This window comes from Pseudomonas sp. CFBP 13711, assembly GCF_014842265.1.
Lineage (GTDB): Bacteria > Pseudomonadota > Gammaproteobacteria > Pseudomonadales > Pseudomonadaceae > Aquipseudomonas.
The window spans coordinates 1-20,997 of record NZ_JACYVI010000016.1; the positions used below are offsets into that span (position 1 = coordinate 1).

Consider the following 20,997-nt stretch of genomic DNA (forward strand, 5'->3'; position numbering starts at 1 on the left):
TCAACGACCCGTCGGTGCGCCAGTCTTACGGCTTCGGTAATCAGTCGCAGATATTCGTGATCCGCGGTTTGCCGCTGGCAGGCGACGATATCTCCTACGGCGGTCTGTACGGCGTCCTTCCTCGGCAAATTCTCTCCACGGACGCGATTGAGCGGGTGGAAGTATTCAAAGGCCCCAACGCTTTTATCAACGGCGTGAGCCCCACCGGCACGGGCTTGGGTGGCAGCGTGAATTTGCAGCCCAAGCGTGCGGAAGACGTGCCGACTCGACGTTACACCCAAGACATCAGTTCTGACGGCCGCGTTGGTGAGCACCTGGACCTTGGCCAACGCTTCGGCGAGGGCAATCGATTCGGAGCGCGAGTCAACCTCAGCCAACGCGAAGGCGACACTGCGATTGATGACGAAAACCAGCGCACCAAGTTGTTCGTCGCTGGACTCGATTATCGGGGTGACAACTTTCGCGTCTCTACCGACTTTGGCTACCAAAAACAGCGCATCAACGGTTTACGCAACACCGTGCAATTGGGTAATGCGACCAAAATCCCGACCGCCCCGGACGCCAGCCACAACTACGGCCAGGACTGGACTAATGCCGAAACCGAAGACACGTTCGGCATGATGCGTGGCGACTGGGACCTGAATGAAAGCTGGACTGCCTACCTTGCCGGGGGCGCCAAGCATACGCGTGAAACTGGCGTATACGGCACGCCAACCCTCGTAGGTAATAACGGAGTTGCAACTGTCGGCGGCTCCGAGATCCCGCACAATGAGGACAACACCAGCTTTGCAGCGGGGCTTAACGGTCATGTTCAAACCGGGCCGGTGAGTCATCAGATCGCGATTGGCGCCTCCACCCTCTGGACCCAGCAAGAGAACGCCTACACCTTCTACCGCTCGGTCACCGGGAATACCAATATCTACACCACACCTGACCTGCCCAAGCCAACGGCGGTCTCCCTCACCGGCGGCGATATGGGCGATCCGGGTGTCACCGGCAAAACCCGCAACCGAAGCCTGGCCGTTTCCGACACTGTTGGCTTGTTCGACGATAGTTTGCTCCTTACCTATGGCGTACGCCGTCAGCAACTACGCGTAGAGAACTACTCCTACGACGGCACCACCTCCAACGGCGTGGCTAATCCGGCCAATGACGGCAGCCGTACTTCGCTTTACGACGAATCCATCACCACTCCGGTGTACGGCATCGTCTATAAACCGACTGACACCGTTTCCCTGTACGCAAACCGCATTGAAGGCCTGGCCAAAGGGCCGGTCGCGTCCGGTACCAACGTCACCAACCTTGGGGAGGCCTTCCCGCCTGGCCGCACCAAGCAACTGGAAGCGGGTATCAAGCTGGACANACAAAGGTGTTGAGCTGAGCGTGTTTGGTGAGCCCATCGAAGGCCTTCGCCTGATGGCAGGCGGCACGCGCATGACCTCGGAGCTGAAGAACACCGCGGGCGGGCTCACTGATGGAAACCATGCCATCGGGGTGCCCACCTTCCAGCTCAATGCGAGCGTCGACTGGGACGTTCCTGGCCTGGAGGGAGCTGCCCTCAGCGCCCGTATGCTGCGTACCGGAGGCCAGTATGCGGATCAGGCCAACAACCTGAGCCTTCCGACCTGGAACCGGTTCGATGCCGGGGCGCGCTACAAACTTAAGGTCGATCAAAGGGACCTGACGTTGCGCGTCAATGTGGAGAACATCACCGACAAGAACTACTGGGCTTCAGCCAACGGTGGCTATCTCAGCCAGGGCGACCCGCGTCTGGTCAAAGTCTCGGGCACCATCGATTTCTAAGTCGAATGGTTTGCGCCAAGCCCCCTTTTAATCGATCTGGTGCAATGTGCCCTGCAGGCCGGCGCGCCTTGCGGTAATGACGCAATGGCCGTCCTACGTCTCTCGCGTGGCCAGATCAGCGGTAGACGTTCTGCGCAAAACCGACAGCATTTAGGGTACGGAAACTGCATGCGTCGTTGTCTTACAGCCAATCTGATGACGAATCTATGAAGTCTTTCTACCTTGTATCAACAAGGCTCTCTCCCTCAGCGCTTACCAGAGCGCTGATCGGCTTCATTGCATTAGTGTGTATATCGCTGATCCTGGCTACAGCGTGGCAGATAAATCAGTCTAGGCACGAACGCATTGCTAACGCTAAAGTTGCAGTTTCGAATATCGTTCGAGCCGCTGAACAACAAGCTCAGGACACCATTCGCCAAGCTGATAATACACTGCGACATCTTGTCGAACGCGTGGAGCACGATGGTGTAGCGAAGGATCAGCTATCACGGTTGGCGAAACTGATGGCTCAAGACGTGGTAAACGTAGAGGGGATCCAAGGGCTATTTATTTACGATGCTCAAGGTAATTGGGTTGCAAACTCCTTTTCAAGTGGCGCGCAGACGCTGAACAACGTCGACCGCGCATACTTCGTTTATCACCGCGACCACACCGATGAATCCATTCACGTTGACTCCATTGTAAAGAGCCGCACTACGGGCGACATGGTCATACCGGTCAGCAGGCGTATCAATGCTGCTGACGGATCGTTCGCAGGTGTTGCTCTGGCAACCGTGCCTGTCGCATATTTCCAAACGTTCTTCCAGCGCATGGATGTAGACGACCAGGGCGTTATTTTCCTTGCGCTCAACAACGGTGATCTACTAGCTCGGCGGCCTACGTTGACAGCGTTGATGACCACCAATGTGGCAAAGGGCGATATATTTACCCTCTATCTGCCAAAGAGCGATCATGGCAACGCGGTGATTAAGTCAGTGGTGGATGGCGTAGAAAGGATTTATGCCTACAGGCGGGTATCTGGATTGCCCATCGTTGCCGCTGCTGGTGTATCCAGCCAACATATCTTCGCACCTTGGTGGGCATACGCGTATAGGTCCATGGCGCTCATCGGTATAATCACTTTGGCCTTGGTCTTGTTGGGCGCCCTGCTGTACCGGCAGATCCAGCAGTTAATCACTGCGGAAACTGAGCTGAACATCGCTAGAACCGAACTTGAGATCATCGCCCGGACCGATAGTTTGACACATATGGCTAACAGGCGATGTTTCGATGCTACCTTGCAGCAAGAATGGGGACGGGCAAGCCGGAACAGATCAACCATAGCCGTTATCTTGCTAGATATCGACTGGTTCAAGCAATACAACGATCTTTACGGCCATCTGGGGGGTGACGACTGCCTGAGGCAAGTTGCGGAAATCATCGGCACCTGCGTCAATCGGCCGGGCGATCTTGCGGCCCGCTATGGTGGCGAGGAGTTTGTGATCCTGCTGCCTGAAACTAATCTCGCTGGGGCTTTAAACGTCGCAGCCAATGTCAGGTTGTCCATCGCCAATGCACTCATAGATCACTCAGGTAGCCCGTTGGGAATTGTAACGATCAGCTCAGGCGTGGTGGCGATCAGTTCACCCTTGAAGGAAGGCTATCGAGCGGCCCTGGAAGAGGCAGATCGACTTCTCTATTGCGCTAAAAATAAAGGCCGTAACAGCGTTGAAGGTCGATTGATAACCTGTGTAAGCAATCCACACCCAACGGCCGTTGTTAATTTTCCTCGGTAAGCCAGCATCATGACACGCTTAAGAAAGTGCCCGTTCAATCGCTGAGTAATGCTGACTGTACGCCAGTGCAGTGACAAGATTGGACTGTCACCGGATTCGTAGATGCTCTTTTCATGCCCTAAGCCAGTGGGCATACCACACGCTGTTAAGCCATTTCTTAGCGGTACCCAAAAAATATTTATCCCATTATCAGTTACCATGACAGCGATGCTTGTTCTGTAGCAGTTGTTCACTCGGCAGCGGAGCGCCGCACAAAACAGCGGTTCACGCTGCGAAAGCATCGTGAACGCTCGTTGCGAACATCATAGATCAGCTGCATGGCCTGCTCTCCAGTCACAAGCCCCTCTCTTCGTGCCTGCTCGATCCGAATGAATAACCCATTACAGTCATCTTCCAGCTTGGCCCAATGGGCTGTATGCAGATTACGAATGGATTGCTTGAGAGCATCGAGCATGGGATCCCCTGAATATCACGCATTACCTTGTAGCAGCAAAGCTGCTGAACACGGAAGACTACAAATCCATCAATACCCGGCTTGACCTGAGAACTGCTCTACAGCAGTCACAACACTGTTGGCACCTTGCTGAATGTCCTTGATCACCTCGTCTGCCTCACTGGCCAAATCAAGCGCTTCCCCGGCCTGCTGCCTGCTTTTTCCAATAATGCTCACCGCAGTCGAGGCCAGTACCTGGTTCTTTTTTACCACCTCGACGATCTCTGCAGTTGCTTTAGTGGTTCGCATGGCCAGATTTCTGACCTCGTCAGCGACCACAGCAAAACCCCGGCCCTGCTCCCCGGCACGTGCCGCTTCGATTGCTGCGTTCAAAGCCAACAAATTAGTCTGGTCTGCGATGCTGCCGATGGTTTTCACGATGGTACCGATTTCCTGGCTCTGGGCATCCAGCGCTTCAATGCCATGGGCAGCATCTTCCATCAAGGCCGAAAGCGTATTGAGAGTGGTGACGGTGTTCTGAATGACCTCGCGACCTTGCTGTGCACTGGCGTTGGTTCGAACTGAGGTGCCGTGCGCCATGCCAGCTGCTTCGGAAACAGCGCGCTCTCGAGTGACCTGGTCGGTGATAACGGTGGCCAACTTGGCAATCTTGTACAGCTTGCCATTGGCATCCACTATTGGATTGTATGAAGCTTCCAGCCACACTTCCTTGCCGTGTTTATCCGAGCGGCAAAACCTTCCAGCAACGTACGATCCCTTTCGCAGGGTGTGCCAGAACTGTTCATAGTCTTGTGACTGAGCGTCAGACGGCAGGCAAAAGATCCGGTGATGCTGGCCCTGGATTTGGGGAAGCGTATAGCCCATAGCATTCAGAAAATTATGATTGGCTGTCAGGACTATTCCGTCCAGCGAAAATTCGATAACGGCAGTGGACCGCATCAGTGCCCCCACCAGCGCTTCGTTCTCTCTGGAGGCCTCGATTGTCCTTGTCAGCACGCTGGAATACACAACGATTCGTTCTACACGTCCGCTCTCACCCGCGAAAGGTATAACCATTGCCCGTAGCCAGACGTGCCGACCTTCACGGCTGCACAGACGCAATGTGCCGCTGTAATGCTTGCCCTGGGCCACTGCATCAAGAGCCCGACGCTGATGTACGTCACCGCTTAGTTCAGAGGGACTGAACTCACGCAGGGCGCGGCCTGACAATTCCGCCCGGGTGAATCCCAGCTCTGTTTCAAACAGAGCATTCACCTCCAGGATGACACCTGCCGCATCCAGGGTGACCGCCACGGTTTCGAGATCCAGAGTCGCCTTGACCTGCTCAAGAGCCCCCAGCCGTGTTTCCAATTGCTGGATTCTGTTTTTTAACCGGTTGTTGAACATGACAGTGACCCGCATTGACATAAAATACTATCGACGGGTCGAGGGAAACCTTGAGGATTACCCACCGAAGCAGTGCGCATAGCCACATCAGTAACAAGTCTGAAAAGCTGAGGTTGTTGCGACCAGACATTGCAACGGGATGGGTGTACGGATGGGTGTGCGCTTCGAGTGCATGTCTTACAGATAGCTGCCCGGGCTTTATTACATCTTAGGCTGTGGTCCAGTCCGCCTAGGGGTAGCACGCTTGATTTGGAGGTTAGGCGGCGCAGCAAAGAAAACCTAAAAAAGTCCGACGGCATTCTGCTCAGCGAAATTGCGCCTGGCGGATGACTCGCAAGCATCAGACGTTATGGATCTAACAGGTTTGAGTTTCTCACCGGCGGCAGCTGCTCCTTTAAAGATACAAGACGGTCTTCAAAAGCCCTTTCAAAGGCTACACCCAGCGCATTGAACTGCGCACCGGAGATTGCTTCAGCCACGCCCAGACCCGTGCTGAACCCTAAAGCGCGGCCATGGGCATGGCACAGCTCCATAATGCTCTCCGCGCTGCTAATTCGCTCAATACATGTACGTAGGCACTGCTGCAGATCGCGTGGTACCCCCGACATGCTAATCATACGATGCGGATCAAGACTTGAGTTGAGCAGGCGATAGCTCACGAGGCCTTCTCCTGATTTGAAACTCTATTTTTAGGCGTAATAGTTCATCACTGCTCGCATTTTGCCAACTGGAACTGCTGGACGATCAGCCTCCAGTTCAGCGCAGTTTGACGCCTAAAAACTCGATCCGCCATGTATCTTCGCGCTTAGACTGCACTCCGTTTGAGCGTCCGACATCCAGAGATATCGGACGAACTCGCCATCAGGTATGAATGCCTTAGACCTTGAAACGATTGACCAGCTGATTCAGGTTAACCGCAAGCTTCGACATTTCGTTACACGCACTTGCGGTCTGGCTGGCGCCTGCCGAGCTTTGGGAGGCCAGTTCTCGAATGCTGACCAGGTTGCGATCAACTTCCCGGGCGACATGCGCCTGTTCTTCCGAAGCGGTGGCGATCAGGATGTTGCGCTCGTTGATGCTCGTAATGGCGGTGGCGATCTGGTCAAAAGAACTGCTGGCATCGCCAGCGACACTCAGGGATTCGGCAGCCAATTCTCTGCTGGTGGCCATTGCTTTTACGGCCTGGTCGGAATCGTTTTGAATAGCCTGGATCATCTGTTCGATTTCTTGCGTCGACACTTGCGTGCGGTGAGCGAGGGCTCGAACTTCGTCGGCGACGACTGCGAAGCCTCGGCCCTGTTCACCCGCCCTAGCGGCCTCAATCGCGGCGTTGAGCGCAAGAAGATTGGTCTGCTCAGCAATGGCTCTGATCACTTCAACCACTGTTGAAATGTTCTGTGCACGAGTGGACAAGCCAATGATTTGCTCACTGGTGTCCTGCACGTTGCTCGACAACTTCTCTATGGCCTTCAGCGTCTGCGATACGCGTTCGAGGCCAACCTCCGTGTAGCCCTGGCCTCGTCTGGACTCTTCAGAAGCCGATTCGGCATTGCGTGCCACTTCGTCTACCGCAGCGCTCATCTCGGTGACGGCAGTTGCAGCCTGATTTACTTCATCGTTCTGTGACACCAGGCCAAGACTGGATTGCTCAGTCACCGCAGTCATTTGTTCCGATGCGGCAGCCAACTGGGATGAGGAGTCCCCGATCTGCATGATCGTGCTTCGAAGGTTCTGCTGCATTTTGGCCAATGCACTCAAAAGCCTACCTGCTTCATCCGTTCCGCTGACTTCAACCTCTTTTGTCAGGTCGCTAGAGGCAATGCGTTCAGCGACACCGAGAGCGTTTCCTAGGGGCGACGTGATCGTTTTAGTCAGTAGAGTTGCCAAACAAAGGGTCAGGAGCGCGACGAAGATAATCAAGCCGACGACGAGGTAAAAGCCGGAGTCATAAACTTGCGTCGCTTGAGCGCCGGCAAGGGTGGCGCCTTCGTTGTTAAATTGAGTCAGCTCCTCGATCTGGCCCTCCATCTGATTTATCAGAGGACGGATACTGGTAGCGTCGAGCTTAACAATGGCGCTTGTATCGCCTGATTTCAGCAAAGACTCCAGCAGGTCTAGCTGACCGGCGTAGTCGTCATAAGACTTTTTTACAGCCAAGAACAATTGCCGCTCCCGATCACTCGCAATGAGCGGCTCATAGTTGTAGACCGCATCTTTCGAGGCTTTGCGGTAGCCGGGAAATTTGTCGACTGTTTGTTGAATGGTTTGGGGATCCGCGAGTGCCCGCTGCGTCTCGAGGCGTATGCGAAGAATGGTCGAGTTCATCAGCGCGGTTTGCCGGATACTGGGCATCCAGTTGAGTTCGACATCCTTTTCCGTATCGCGAAGCTTGTCCATCTGCAGTATGGCGATGACGCCCAATACCACGACCAGCATAATGATGGCCGAAAAAAACAGGGTGGCGCGTGGAGCAAGGTTTATATTTCTGAGGCGCATTGGACTTCTCACTGCAAGATGGCCAGAGGCCTGGTCTTGAAGCTATCGGCTAGAAATCCTGAAGAATGAGGGCTGCCCGTCAGCTCGCTGAAACCACGTCCCCAGCGACAGCTCCCTTGTGATATCCACCCCCACTAGCGTCCTGATGCTGTCATCGTGAACGTGTTCAGGAGGTAGGGTTCAACCGATAAATGACTTGCAGCACCGCTTCGCAATTGTCAGCAAATCATCGACTGAAATCTCGCGTTTTTAACAGATACGATGTGAAATCCGGGCCCACACAGCAGGTGGGTTGCACTTCAACGCAACGCCCTCATCCCCTTAACCCATGGAGCTTGTAAACCGATGTTGGACACCGTCGCAGTATTTCTCAGCATCACCGCGGTGCTAGCGTTTCTCAACAGACGGTATGTGGGTTTGCCGCCCGCCATCGGCGTAATGAGCATTGCGCTAGCGCTTTCGCTCGTCAACATGGCGCTCAGTGCACTGGGTTTTGAGGCGCTGCATACATTCGAAACCTCACTGGTGGAGTCCATCGACTTTTCAGAGCTGTTGATGCAAGGCATGTTATCGCTGCTGCTGTTCGCTGGCGCACTACACGTAGACTTGTCGCAGCTACGTGCCTACCGATGGCAAGTTGCATCACTGGCGGTCATTGGAACGACGGTTTCGACGCTGTTCATTGGTTTTGCGCTTTGGGCGCTGCTCTCGCTTACTGACCTGGCTCTGCCCCTTTCGTACTGCCTGGTATTCGGTGCGCTCATCTCTCCAACGGACCCCATCGCGGTAATGGGCATTTTGAAGTCAGCAGGTGCACCCGCAAGCGTCGAGCTGGTGATATCGGGCGAATCGCTGTTCAACGATGGAGTCAGCGTCGTGCTGTTTTCGCTCATTCTGGCGATGATTGTCAGAGGTGATGCACCCTCAGTGCTTGGTGCTTCACAACTGTTGGTCGAGGAGGCAGGCGGCGGCGCATTGGTTGGCGCGGTGTTGGGCTACATCACCTATCGAATGCTCAAAAGCATCGACAGCTATCAGGAAGAAGTACTTATCACCCTGGCCGCAGTACTTGGCGGCTACGCTTTAGCAAGTCATCTGCACGTCTCGGGCCCGCTGGCGATGGTGGTAATGGGCCTCATCATTGGCAATCAAGGCCGCTCCCATGCCATGTCGGAAGAAACCGAGAAGAACCTTGATATGTTCTGGGAGTTGATTGACGAGATCCTCAACGCGGTTCTTTTTGTGCTCATTGGCCTGGAAGTGGTGCTGATTCACTTCTCAGGTACGCTTGCTGTCACAGGACTGGCCGTTATCGTGCTGACATTGCTGGCCAGGTTGCTGACAGTTGGCGCTCCCGTCGCAGTGCTGGGCAAACGCTTTCGGCTGCCTGCCGGCGCCTGGAGCGTTATGACGTGGGGCGGATTACGGGGAGGGATATCAGTAGCACTGGCACTGTCACTTCCGGCGGGGCATGCCCGGGACGTGGTGGTATCGCTGACCTACATGGTCGTCGTGTTCTCGATTTTGGTTCAGGGCATGAGCATCGGAACGCTGGTGAAGCGAGTTATCCCTTGTAGGAAATGAGCACGGATCGCCAAGGCTGACGGCGGGTTCACGGGAGCAAGGCGGCAATGCACGCTCTCAACCGCGCCTTGTCACCGTCAAGCGTCATCGCCGCCTCCGCCCGTTCGAGGACGACGCCGATGTGACGGGCGCCCAAGTCGGCGTACAAAGCCGGGCAGCAATGCGCAAGGCTTGCAAGCGCTTTGACCAGACGGATGTTGACCTCGATAAGTGCTGCGCCGTCACGCGCAATCGGCGAAAAGAAGTCGTCAAACATGTCTTCCACGGAGAGCCCGCGCACATGCACGCAACTGCACTGTACTTCAGGCTTTTCCAGCGTCCCAGACCTAGCCTGTGCATTGAACGCGCGAATTCCTCTGCCTATGACATCGATTGCCGTGCCCGGGTCGTTTACGGCGGGCGAAAGCGCCCTTGATGCGATCTCCGACAACACGGACAAACCAAAGCGGGGGTCGTGCTCGTACGTTCTGCTAACACCAAGGGTGATAGCGGACAGGATTTGCCTTACGTGAGGTTCATCCAGCGGTTCTGTGTTCGTTCTCATTACCTGTGCCAGCAGCTCGCCCTCATTTATGAAGCTGCCCGGCAGTATCTCAAGATAAATAAGCGCAGCATGTTTCTGTGCGAAGGCGTCCAGCGCAGGCACGTCGATGTGCTGCACGTAGCCCACCTCCCGACTGCGGATCGGGAGCAGTGGCAGCACCTGACCCGGAGGCTCCGGGTAGGCGCATCCGCCTAGGTAAGGCAGTTGGCGGCGTTCCGTGAGCGCACTGATGGTGGCGGCCTCGACTCGGTCGATCGTCTCACCTACCCGGCCAAGCCTGGACAGATGGTCGATCCATCGCAGCAAGGTGTAGACGATCAGTACCACCACGGCGAGTGTGACCGCGAACAAGATAACCCGGCCCTGAGCGCCATACGCACCCGTGCTTAGAGCGATGATGCCGACCAGGCTAAACAGAAAGGAGCCAATGAAGGTCGACAGCGCGTTCTGAGTGGTCGAGTCCTCCATGACCAGTGTTGTGGCGCGCGGGGTGGTACCCGTGCTGGCTGCTCCATAGGCCGTGACCATGGTACTTAGAGAAAACGTTGTGACGGCCAGCATGCTGGACGCGATGATGCCCAGAATCTTGTCGACGGCGTCAGCGCCTATCTTGCCAGGCAGGTCTATAGGAATGTGGTCTCTGAGAACGACAGCCAGCAACGCCGTCACAACGCCCAGTAGGGAAAACAGTCCCGCTCTGAACCACAGACGTCTGGTCGTGCGAATCAACAGCCATTGCCACCGAGCAACCATTGCGAAACTCCGCTGTTACGTGAGGGTGAGTTGGATGATATCTGTACCAACTAACGACTGGCCGGCTTTCTGAAGTTGAACAAGCCCCACAGCAAACCCACCACTGCAGACGCAGAGGAAGCGCACAGCACGCTCAGCTTCGCTGCTGCCAATAAACGGTCGTCGTCATAGGCCAGGCCCGCGATGAAAATCGACATCGTGAAGCCAATGCCGGCGAGCAGGCCTACAAGCATCACCCCGCGCCAAGTCACCTGTTCCGGCAGTTTGCAAAGCCCCGTGCGAACCAAGACGAAAGTAGCGAGCACCACGCCGATGGGCTTACCAAACACCAACGCCATTACGACGCCATAGACGACCGGAACTACAGCGGCATCGCTTAGCTGAGCGCCATGGAAGTTGACCCCTGCGTTCGCCAGTGCGAACAGCGGCATGATCACGAAAGCGACCCACGGATGGAGAGCCTCCTGAACTCGTTGCACAGGGGGCATCACTTCACGCTCGGCAAGCCGGATTTGCTTGAGTGGTGCTGAGACCTTCTTCTCGCCCTGGTCTACCCGGTGCGTGAGATCTCGGAATGCCTGAGACATGATTTCGAGTGGCCGCTCCCGAGACGGTGCCGACCATACAGGTGTTACAAGCCCAAGGATCACGCCGGCCAGTGTTGGATGTACACCGAGCTTGAGAAGGCCTCCCCAGACAATCGAGCCCGGCAGCAAGTAGAGCCAGGCCGAGCCGATTCCCATCCTTTGCATCACAAAGACAAGCGCGAGACCTGTGCCTGCGATCGCCAGCCCTACAAGATGCAGGCTTGCGGTGTAGAACAGCGCGATGATGAGGATTGCAGCAATGTCGTCGATGATTGCAAGAGCCAGCAGAAAGACTCGCAAATTGGCTGGAATTGATTTGCCCAGCAGAGCAAGAACTCCCACGGCGAACGCGATATCGGTTGCGGTCGGGACTGCCCAGCCGTGTGCAGACGCCGTACCCATGTTGTAAGCAAGGTAGATTCCCGCAGGGACTAGCACACCACCCAGTGCCGCACCTAACGGGAGCGTTGCCAGCTTTGCGTTCGACAGAGCGCCGTCTTGGATCTCTTGACGAATCTCCATTCCGACCACGAGAAAGAAGATGGTCATCAAGCCGTCATTGACCAAGAAGTGCAGCGACTGACCTACGCTAAAAGATCCGATGGTGATGGCGACTGGGGTGTGCCAGAAGATTTCATAGGAAAGGCTGGGCGAGCTGTTGGCCCAGAGCAGTGCAGCGATAGCGGCGAGTACAAGAACGACGCCACTGAGGGCTTCGATATGACTGAATCGCTCGACCGCAGCCAATGCTCGGCTGGTGAGGATTTGCGGCCGGGGGATAACAGTCGATGCGGGCGTATTTGGCGCAGGCACGGGCATTCCTCACCGGCGGCCCGACCGATATTGGAATTTAACCTGCGGATCAGCACATCGCTTTACGCACCCAGGTGGATTGTACGCACGGGCTAATGGCTATCGCAAAGTTTAGAGAATTCCTGCTTCCTGATTCCTGCAGGAAATTGAGACAATGCAGGTCGGCCATCCGGCTGCATGCTTCTCAACGCACAGGTACACCATGGCGCTTAATTCTGATCGCCGGATTACACAAGGTCCTTGGAACGCCCGTTACAGCCAGGATCTGATTGAACACCTTCCCGTCGGGCTCTATATCTGCGATCGAAATGCCGTCGTTGTTGCTTACAACCTCAAAGCAGCAGAGATCTGGGGAGAGACCCCAGTCAAGGGTGATCCCGAGGTGAAGTTCTGCGGCGCTCACAGACTTTATGCAGGTGACGGCACCTACCTGCCCCATGACCAGACGCCAATGGTGCAGGTTCTGGCCACAGGTGAGCCCGCACTGAATGTCGATGTGATCGTTGAGCGGCGTGACGGTAGCCGTCGCAACGTTATTGCAAACGTCACGCCTCTTTTTGACGAAGGTGGACACCAGATCGGCTTCGTTAATTGCGTGCAGGACGTCACTTTCCTTAGGCAGCGTGAGGAAGAGAGGGTCCAGATGATCAGCGATCGGTTTCAGGCTCAGAAGATGGAAATCGTAGGCCAGCTCACCACGGGCATCGCGCATGACTTCAACAACATGCTGACGGCCGTAACGGGCTCGGCAAGTCTCGCTGAGCATTACCTTAAAAACGATAAGCCCGACCATGCAAAGAAGCATCTGGCCAATGCACTGCGCGCGTCCCAGACCGCGAGTACGATGACAGCCCGGCTTATGGCTTTTTCCAGACGGCACAAGCTTGGTTCAGAAGTGATCAATGTGAATCCGTTAATCACTTCGCTAATTGAGCTTGGTCGTGGAAGCTTGGGATCAAAGGTCTTATATGAGACTGATTTGGCGTCCAACCTTTGGCTGACGAAGGTCGATCCACACCAACTGGAAAGCGCCGTGTTCAATCTGATGGTCAACGCCCGGGATGCGATGCCAGCAGGAGGCACCATTTCGATTCGCACCTCCAATGTAGATGTCAGTGAACAGATGGCTGCCAAGGGCTCCCTACTGGTAACCGGTCAATCGTGTGTGCGAATTCAGGTGTCTGACACGGGCACCGGAATGCCTGTGGCGCTTATCGAGCGGATCTTCGAACCCTTCTTTACAACCAAAGAAGAGGGAAAAGGCACAGGTCTCGGCCTGACGATGGTCTACGGGTATGTCATCCAGGCGGGAGGATGCCTTACGGTTGAGAGCCAGGAAGGCCACGGCACAACTTTTTCGCTGTTCATGCCGAGAGACGTTCTTCCAGAGGTCGACGCGGTCATCTGAGACAGAGCAGGTTTGCCCGCAATCAATCAGGCTAGCTGGCTAGGCTGGCCTTTACTTGCCGGTGTAAGAAATACGTTATCGCCAAATAATGCCGTTTATCGGTTGCGCAGGCATAGACAGCGCTAGACGTTGCTTTCGTGACTGAATAATTAAGCAATGGTCAATAACGAACCAATAATGAGATAACTATGCAGGAACTGACGAACGCCAGACATAACGATCAGCGTCGACCCACGTCGGTCGAATTTCAGACGCTGGCCAAGGTTCCGGCCGCGGTCGAGTGGTTTGCCAACCTGGACAACCCCCGAACACGACGTGCCTACCAGAATGACCTGGAGGACTTCTGCGGTTTTGTTGGATTGACGTGGGCCGATGAATTTCGCGTGGTCACCCGATCACATGTTTTAGCCTGGCGCGCCCAGCTCGAGCATCGCGGTTTAGCCGGCGCCACGATCCGCCGCAATTGGCCGCGCTGGGCAGCCTCTTTGATCACCTTCTGGAGAGCAATGCGATCGGCGGCGGCAATCCCGTGCACGGCGTAAAAGAGCCCGAAGATTGAAAGCAACGAAGGCAAGACGCCGTCGCTAGGTGATCACCAGGCGAAAGCGCTGCTCGAGGCGCCGGATGAAGCAACACTTAAAGGACAGCGCGACCGGGCGCTGTTGGCTGTTCTTCTCTATCACAGGCTGCGCCGTGAGGAAGCGGCGCTGCTGCAGGTCAGCGATATCCAGGAACGCCGCGGTATCCAGCACCTGAAGGTGCACGGCAAAGGGGGCAAGGTTCGCTATCTGCCGTTGCACCCGATCGCGGCCGGGCGTGTTCATCATTACCTGGAAAGCTCGGGGCATCATTTGGCGGACAGGAAGGTGTCGCTATTCATCCCGTTGCGGGGCAAATTGACCGGTGCCGGCATCACGGCCAACGGCATCTATACCGTGGTGACGACCTGGGCGAAGAAGGCCGGGATCGAGGTCGACGGTATGGGCGTGCACGGACTCAGGGCCACCGCAGCCACCAACGCCCTGGAGCACGAAGCCGACATCGCCAAGGTCCAGTCATGGCTGGGTCATGCCAATATCAGTACGACCAAGATCTATGATCGCCGGGAGAACCGGCCGGAGGATTCACCGACCTACAAGGTGAAGTATTGATAGAGGGGCTGAGTCCTGAGCTACAGCTCCGTGCAGCGCAAAACGTGAGGCCAGCTTCACCCACAGATCGATTTCGTACTTGATGAACCGGCTAGCATGATTCAATTACGGATATGAACCATGTAGTTAATTAACTAATACTAATTGTTACAAGCTCACATGACCATTTTCAAATATGACAGAACGGCTAAAGGCGGTAACATACAGTGAAGGAGCGGAAATTAAAGGATCCAAAAAATATCGGAGCAGACCAATTGTGAAAAAGAATATCTCTTCAGTGCATTTGAAAACAGAAGATGAACTGATCGAATACTACAATAATTGTGGACTATCCCCAGCACTCAGTTTTGAATCAGCAAAAGAATTCGATTACAAGAAAATTACATATTCAATTGGAGACATTGACCTATGTACAACCCAGAGCAAGTCCGGCTGGGGATTTGAGAAACAGATAAGCACAGATGTCTATTTTGTTTCTTTCACCTACGCAGGCCTCTCAGCCTGGGAAATGAACAAGCTCGGGAGAGTTGATGCACTAAATCAAATGTGCGTCATAGATAGTTCACGGTTGGTGCAGGGACAGTTTTTGCGCGGAACGCTAACGGATACGCTAATGATAAAGGCAGAAACTATTCATAACGAGTTTCATGCTCTTCATGGGTATCCGGTTAACCACAGGATAGATTTCCAGCCTTTACTACCTGCAGAATCACCGGCATGGAAGCGGATCAATCATATTGCGGGATGTCTAAAAAGCAGTTTTGACGATACCTTTTCTATGATGTCACCTATTACGAACTCTTATATTAAACAAGCTCTGCTAACTTCTATATTAGAGTTCACCCCACATAATCAATCTATCAGATCAAACGAATGTAGTAATTTGCCAAGATACATTTCACGCTCTATAGAATACATGTATACCCATGCGGACCAACCTATACTGCTTGCGGATATTGCGAGCAACTCTTATACGAGTATTAGGAACCTTCAAATAGGTTTCAGAAAATACAAAGGGACGACGCCAATGAGATACTTAAGGCAAATTCGACTCAACAGGGTTCACAATGAGTTGTCAAACATGTCATCGCTAGCATCCTGGCAGTGTGTTGCGGCAAAGTGGGGGTTCAATGACACCGCAGCGCTCTCTAAATACTATAAAGAATTATATGGGGAAACTCCGTTCCAGACCTTGTATCGCAATAGTTGACCGTAAGCATTTAAAATGCACAAGCTGCTTAAGTATTCTCGAGACTAAAGCACTAAGAAAACGGGCTCAGGTGACAGGTTAAATCAATAGCTCACTGAAAATCTTGCATGTGGGCTAAAATGTCTCTCGCCCAGGACTTTCAAACAGTAAAGGAAGGAGGCAGTTTTCACGTAACGCTACCTAAAAGAAATTTGCTTCTGACGAAAAGCGAAGAAAATAGTGGTAAAAACGAATTGTTTCATCCGTGGTGATGTTTTACCTTGCCAGACTGCTATTCGGCAATATGATGAGGATATCAAAAGTCGGAGCACGAAATGAGTACAACTTCATCGCAGTTAGGACAGGTCCAGCGCGCCACGAATCACTGCTTACAGCTGGCTCGGCAGGTAGTAGACTTATATGTTGAAATAAATGAACAAATGACAAGATATGAGTTTAACATAGCAGTCGTTAAAAATAAGCTTATCACCGCAAGGTTTAGTGAAGTCAACTGTCCAACCCCTACATCTAATGGTACTAAAGAGCTACCGGAAACAACCTTGCTCGATCAGGAAGCAAAAGCCTTGAAGGACAAGGTTAATCGCGCGTGCTCCCACCTTATGGGTAAGCTGGGCGAACACCTTGATGCTATACGCACAGAGATAGAGAATATCCTCTGCGTTGCAGAAAGCGAAGAGCTTCCTCAAGCTGATCTGCTGATGCTCCATGAAACTAGCCATCTATTAGATGAAGCTTTCCGGTATCTTGGAGTGGCGCAGTTTGGTGATTCTCAATGTATGTTCAATGTCTTCAAGGCAGTAGATAACCTTCAATCCCTGTGCAGCAAAAAAAAGTAGCCTGTGATAGAGCAGTTTTTTCCCATTTGATTCTGACTTAAAAAAATATACCTTCAACTCTTAATATAGTTCGAAAAAGCTACGAGCATAGTTGTGCATTGCTGCCCAGATAAACAGATCGAATTAAAATTCTGGAAGAATTTTCAAATTATTGAACATGCCCTGCCGCATTTACCAAAATTCGACACAGTCCAAAAGATCACCCAGGGCATTCAAAGATGGTTCATCAGTGAGCCACCAACGCCCCTCAACTCGAGCGCTTGAGATGCTTAAGACCATCAAATCCCGTTACGCAGCTTCATTCATAGGCTTTGTACTATTGATCGGCGTCTGCACGGCCCTAGGGGTAAATACCTTTATTACACCGGACCTAACCCAGTCTGATGAGCGCCAATTAGTGGCTGAAGCAGATCAGCTTGGCGAATTGATCAAAGCTGAACTTGCCAAGGTGCAAGCTCAGCAGCGTGTAATCACCGAGACAGTTCCCCTTCTTGAGAGCAATAATATTGATATGCTGCTTCCCAGCATGATAAATCAGGATGGTGAGATTAAGGTGTTCGGCGGTGGGATCTGGCCTTTGCCCGAAAAACGCGTCACTGGGAGAATGAAGGCCAGTACCTTTTATCATCGCGATAGCTCCGGCAAGCTTGTTCTTAATAGCCACTGGAATCTGCCAGAATCTCCCAACTATTTCGATCAACCTTGGTACACAGGCGGCATGAATAGCCCAGTCGGCCAATGCGCCTGGGCAGCTGCCTACAAGGATGACGCCAGCCCGCAGCCTCGAACCAACTGCGCAATGGTCATAAAGAAAGATAACGCGACGTATGGAGTGTCCACGATTGATGTGACACTGGGCTTTTTCGACGAACTAGTGGCCAATAAAGAACGTGAGATAAATGCAGAGCTGATGATCGTTGAGAGAGACGGCAAAATTTTGAGTAATCAGCCGGAAATTCCAGGGAACAACGTTCTCAAGAATGTTAGTGACCTTGCGGGTCAGTATCCCTTCGCCGAAGCGTTGCGTAAATTGCTTCATAGACAGACGATTGATAGCCAATATGAGGACGTTTATACCGGAAAAAATGGCATTGAGTACAAGCTGTTCCTATCACCTATCGAAGGCACACCCTGGGTTATGGCAGTGGCGCAGTCCACTGATGTCCTAAACGCCCAAAGTCACAAAATATTGAAAGCTTTGGCTTGGCTACAAATTCCCGTCTTATTATTGATGCTAATCATCATCGTTATCGCGTTAGGGCAATTGATGAAGCGCTTAAACACCTTAACATCGAATATCGATGTGCTCTCAAGCGGCGAGGCGGATTTGACTAAACGCATACACGTCGATGGCCATGATGAGGTCGATAAGATTGGCTCTTCAGTGAATAATTTTGTCAGCTACCTGCAGACGCTTATATCTGATGTGTCTCTTTCGTCTTCCGCTATAGCCAATGGTGTGAGCGAGTTGCAGGGTCGAACGCTGGAAACCCGGATGATACTAGACCGCCATGTCAACGAGACTAACCAGGCCGTTACAGCGATAACTGAGATGAGCTCCACAGCAGAAGATGTTGCAAGAAATGCTGCCGATACTGCCAGCCTGACCCGCGTAGCCAATGACCAGGCACTGAGCTCTAAGAAAATTGTCGAAGATGCTTCTCTGAGCGTGCATGAGTTGATATCAGAAGTAGATCAAGCAACCCACAAGGTGAGAACCATGGAGCAAGATGCACGACGCATTAACTCAGTGCTTATGGTCATTGGAGAAATTGCAGGACAAACAAATCTTCTGGCCCTAAACGCTGCAATTGAAGCAGCAAGAGCAGGAGAACAAGGTCGCGGGTTCGCAGTAGTAGCTGATGAAGTCAGAGCGCTAGCAGGACGAACACAGGCCAGTACTTCCGAAATAAATGAAATGCTTTCCCGCCTTCAGGAAGGTGTGAGTGCTGCTGTTTTGGCGATGGAGGCAACAAAAGAAAAATGCCAGTCGACGGTCGAGAAGACAGCACTTGTTACTGATGGCCTTGATGTTATGGCGGACTCAGTAAGTAGGATCAATGACTTCAGCACGCAAATCGCTACAGCAGCGGAGGAACAGAGTGCGGTGAGCGATGAAATAAATCGTAATATGGTCACTGTGCGTCAAATTGTTAATGATCTGGTATCTGGCGCCAGTGCGAGTGAGCAAAATTCTCAGTCCCTCACAAATTCCAATAAGTCATTAATTGGGTTGGTCAAACGATTCAAGGTCTGAGTGCTAACGGCTGATGTATAGCTTGCGATTATCAAACCCACGACTGAATCCCATAGCTTCTGATTTATCTACCACTCATGTTGCTACGTGTTGGCATCACGATTTACCTCAGGAAAGGTCTTGATTGGAAGGTCCATATGACAGCTAACCATGCCCTATGTGAATGGAACAAGAATTGGCGCTTGATAGCAAATGAGGTTGTGTGCCGAGCATGTGGGGCATCGCAGATTGAATTAGGCGGAAATCGTATATTCACTCACCATCCAGGCTGTGCCAATAAATTTCTGCTTCTTCCATGGTCTGAACTGGATGATATAGTCGAAAAAGTCAGCAATTCATGCGATGATCCATAGAAATATTCATCCATCGCACTTTTCATCCTGATATTACGCACGACCTTACAGCCTAGGTTTCGAACAATTGTTTGTGGATTGTCTGCTTGAAAGCGCGATGGGCCGCCTGATCAGCAATCTGGCGGCCTGAGGGGTAGTTGGTCAGCGCTGATCATTCGTTACTTGAGTGCTGCAACGCGCCCCCCCTTTTCTGCAAACGGAGGACAGCTCGGTTCGGCAGTTGCACGAGGAAAGGTTTCACTCTCAAAAGGTTCCGCCTCATTATTAAGTGCGCGATTCATTTTAGCGTTATCCAAGGCACCTACCCACTTGGCAATCGCCATTGTACCAACGCCATTTCCTATCGTATTGGTGATGGCCCGGGCTTCTGACATGAACCTATCCACCCCTAACAACAGCACCATACCCGCCACGGGAATTGTACCCAAAGAGGCTAGCGTCGCTGCGAGAATGATGAAACCCGAACCTGTTACCCCGGCCGAACCCTTAGACGTAAACATCAGCACTGCAAGAACGATCAGTTGATCTGTGAGGGTCAAAGGTGTGTTGGTTGCTTGAGCGATAAAAATTGCCGCGATAGTGTAATAAATTGCCTGGCCGTCAGGATTAAATGTCAAACCTGAAGGTATTATCATACCGGCAACCGGCTTGGAGACACCGGCTCTCTCCATTTTTGAGATCATCTGTGGCAAGACGGATTCGGACGAACTTGTGCCCAACACAGTGAACAATTCTTCCTTGATAAAGCGCAAGAATTTCCAGAGGCTGAAACCACTGTAGCGGCAGATGGGCCCCAGCACACAGATAACGAACACCCCGCACGTCAGGTACACACAGGCCATCAATTTTCCGAGGGAGAACAGCGAACCAAAACCATACTTGCCAATGGTGAACGCTATAGCACCGAATGCGCCGATGGGTGCCAGGCGCATGACCATGTTGACGATCCGGAACATGCCCTGCATGAGGCTGTCCAGAGTGTCCACGAAGGTCTTTGCGCGCGGGCCTACCTGCGCCAGGGCCACGCCAAGCAAAATCGAGAACAGCAAGATTTGCAGCACGTTCCCCTTGGCGAAGGCGTCCACAATGGTGTCAGGAATGATGTTCATGACGAAATCCATGAACGAGGCGTGTTTGGCAGCCGTGGTGTAAGTCGCAAGGCTCGAAGTGTCAAGACTGGCGATGTCGACGTTCATGCCAACACCCGGTTTGAACACGTTGACCACCACCAGCCCGACCACCAGCGCCAGGGTCGAGACCACCTCAAAATAGATCAGGGCACGGAAGCCGACGCGCCCCAGTTCTTTCATACTCTCCATTTTGGCGATCCCGGTTACCACGGTGAGGAATATCACCGGCGCCAGAAGCATTTTGATCAGTTTGATGAAGGCGTCGCCCAAGGGCTTGAGCGCTGTGCCGGTCTCAGGCACCAGTACCCCGATAATGGCGCCGAGGATAACGGCCAGCAGAACCTGTACGTAGAGCTTTCCAAAAATTCTTTTCATGACGGGGCCCTGATTTTTTATTGTTGTCAGGAAATGCCCAAGGGTCGGATCCATGATCCCCCCGGGCGTTGTGCCGCAGCAG

12 protein-coding genes and 6 pseudogenes are annotated in these 20,997 nt (G+C 53.1%); 10 read left to right on the forward strand and 8 right to left on the reverse strand.

The genetic code is table 11. The features are described 5' to 3' along the window. The 3 genes and pseudogenes from IFT47_RS23515 to IFT47_RS23520 all read left to right on the forward strand — a co-directional run. Positions 1-1,362: pseudogene (locus IFT47_RS23515) on the forward strand (TonB-dependent receptor); the annotation flags it as partial. 1 nt (position 1,363) lies between these two features. Next, positions 1,364-1,803: pseudogene (locus IFT47_RS27730) on the forward strand (TonB-dependent receptor domain-containing protein); the annotation flags it as partial. 206 nt (positions 1,804-2,009) lie between these two features. Beyond that, positions 2,010-3,578, forward strand: coding sequence for a sensor domain-containing diguanylate cyclase (locus tag IFT47_RS23520; protein ID WP_100073631.1), 1,569 nt, complete (start codon positions 2,010-2,012; stop codon positions 3,576-3,578). A gap of 229 nt (positions 3,579-3,807) precedes the next feature. On the opposite strand, the gene IFT47_RS23525 is transcribed toward IFT47_RS23520, so the two are convergent. From IFT47_RS23525 to IFT47_RS23540, 5 genes and pseudogenes are all read right to left on the reverse strand, one after another. Further along, entirely contained in the window at positions 3,808-4,032 is a 225-nt protein-coding gene (locus tag IFT47_RS23525) for a hypothetical protein (protein WP_122396755.1), read from the reverse strand. A gap of 69 nt (positions 4,033-4,101) precedes the next feature. Then, positions 4,102-4,611, reverse strand: coding sequence for a methyl-accepting chemotaxis protein (locus IFT47_RS28310; RefSeq protein ID WP_407073259.1), 510 nt, complete (start codon positions 4,609-4,611; stop codon positions 4,102-4,104). A 30-nt stretch (positions 4,612-4,641) separates the two neighbouring features. Then, positions 4,642-5,439 (reverse strand): annotated as a pseudogene (locus IFT47_RS28315) (PAS domain-containing protein); the annotation flags it as partial. Positions 5,440-5,765: 326 nt separating this feature from the next. After that, the gene (locus IFT47_RS23535; RefSeq protein WP_141695077.1) at positions 5,766-6,077 is read right to left on the reverse strand and encodes a hypothetical protein; all 312 of its coding nucleotides are present in this window, start codon (positions 6,075-6,077) and stop codon (positions 5,766-5,768) included. Positions 6,078-6,294: 217 nt separating this feature from the next. Further along, the gene (locus tag IFT47_RS23540; protein ID WP_192174363.1) at positions 6,295-7,914 is read right to left on the reverse strand and encodes a methyl-accepting chemotaxis protein; all 1,620 of its coding nucleotides are present in this window, start codon (positions 7,912-7,914) and stop codon (positions 6,295-6,297) included. Positions 7,915-8,259: 345 nt separating this feature from the next. On the opposite strand from IFT47_RS23540, the gene IFT47_RS23545 reads away from it, so the two are divergent. Continuing rightward, a complete protein-coding gene (locus IFT47_RS23545) occupies positions 8,260-9,498 on the forward strand; it encodes a cation:proton antiporter (RefSeq protein WP_192174364.1) in 1,239 nt (412 codons plus the stop codon). 28 nt (positions 9,499-9,526) lie between these two features. Here IFT47_RS23545 and IFT47_RS23550 read toward each other — a convergent pair whose 3' ends face one another. Beyond that, the gene (locus tag IFT47_RS23550; RefSeq protein ID WP_192174365.1) at positions 9,527-10,795 is read right to left on the reverse strand and encodes a DUF2254 domain-containing protein; all 1,269 of its coding nucleotides are present in this window, start codon (positions 10,793-10,795) and stop codon (positions 9,527-9,529) included. Between the two features lie 50 nt (positions 10,796-10,845). Beyond that, positions 10,846-12,195 (reverse strand): Na+/H+ antiporter NhaA, encoded by a 1,350-nt coding sequence (gene nhaA / locus IFT47_RS23555; protein ID WP_342345390.1) that lies wholly within the window; start codon positions 12,193-12,195, stop codon positions 10,846-10,848. Positions 12,196-12,397: 202 nt separating this feature from the next. Between nhaA and IFT47_RS23560 the strand changes: the two genes are divergently transcribed. The 6 genes and pseudogenes from IFT47_RS23560 to IFT47_RS28325 form a co-directional block, all read left to right on the forward strand. Continuing rightward, on the forward strand, positions 12,398-13,603 hold the full coding sequence (locus IFT47_RS23560) for an ATP-binding protein (protein ID WP_244656039.1): 1,206 nt from the start codon (positions 12,398-12,400) through the stop codon (positions 13,601-13,603). Between the two features lie 188 nt (positions 13,604-13,791). Beyond that, positions 13,792-14,754, forward strand: a pseudogene (locus tag IFT47_RS23565) (tyrosine-type recombinase/integrase). A gap of 256 nt (positions 14,755-15,010) precedes the next feature. Next, positions 15,011-15,964 carry a helix-turn-helix domain-containing protein gene (locus IFT47_RS27995; protein ID WP_192174368.1) on the forward strand — a complete coding sequence of 318 codons (954 nt, stop codon included), beginning with the start codon at positions 15,011-15,013 and terminating at the stop codon, positions 15,962-15,964. Between the two features lie 314 nt (positions 15,965-16,278). After that, positions 16,279-16,800 (forward strand): hypothetical protein, encoded by a 522-nt coding sequence (locus tag IFT47_RS23575; protein WP_192174369.1) that lies wholly within the window; start codon positions 16,279-16,281, stop codon positions 16,798-16,800. Between the two features lie 526 nt (positions 16,801-17,326). Further along, positions 17,327-18,199: pseudogene (locus IFT47_RS28320) on the forward strand (cache domain-containing protein); the annotation flags it as partial. A gap of 315 nt (positions 18,200-18,514) precedes the next feature. Continuing rightward, positions 18,515-19,057 (forward strand): annotated as a pseudogene (locus IFT47_RS28325) (methyl-accepting chemotaxis protein); the annotation flags it as partial. A 511-nt stretch (positions 19,058-19,568) separates the two neighbouring features. On the opposite strand, the gene IFT47_RS23585 reads toward IFT47_RS28325, so the two are convergent. Next, complete coding sequence (locus IFT47_RS23585; protein ID WP_192174473.1) at positions 19,569-20,915, reverse strand: dicarboxylate/amino acid:cation symporter; 1,347 nt, start codon at positions 20,913-20,915, stop codon at positions 19,569-19,571. Between the last annotated feature and the right edge of the window lie 82 nt (positions 20,916-20,997).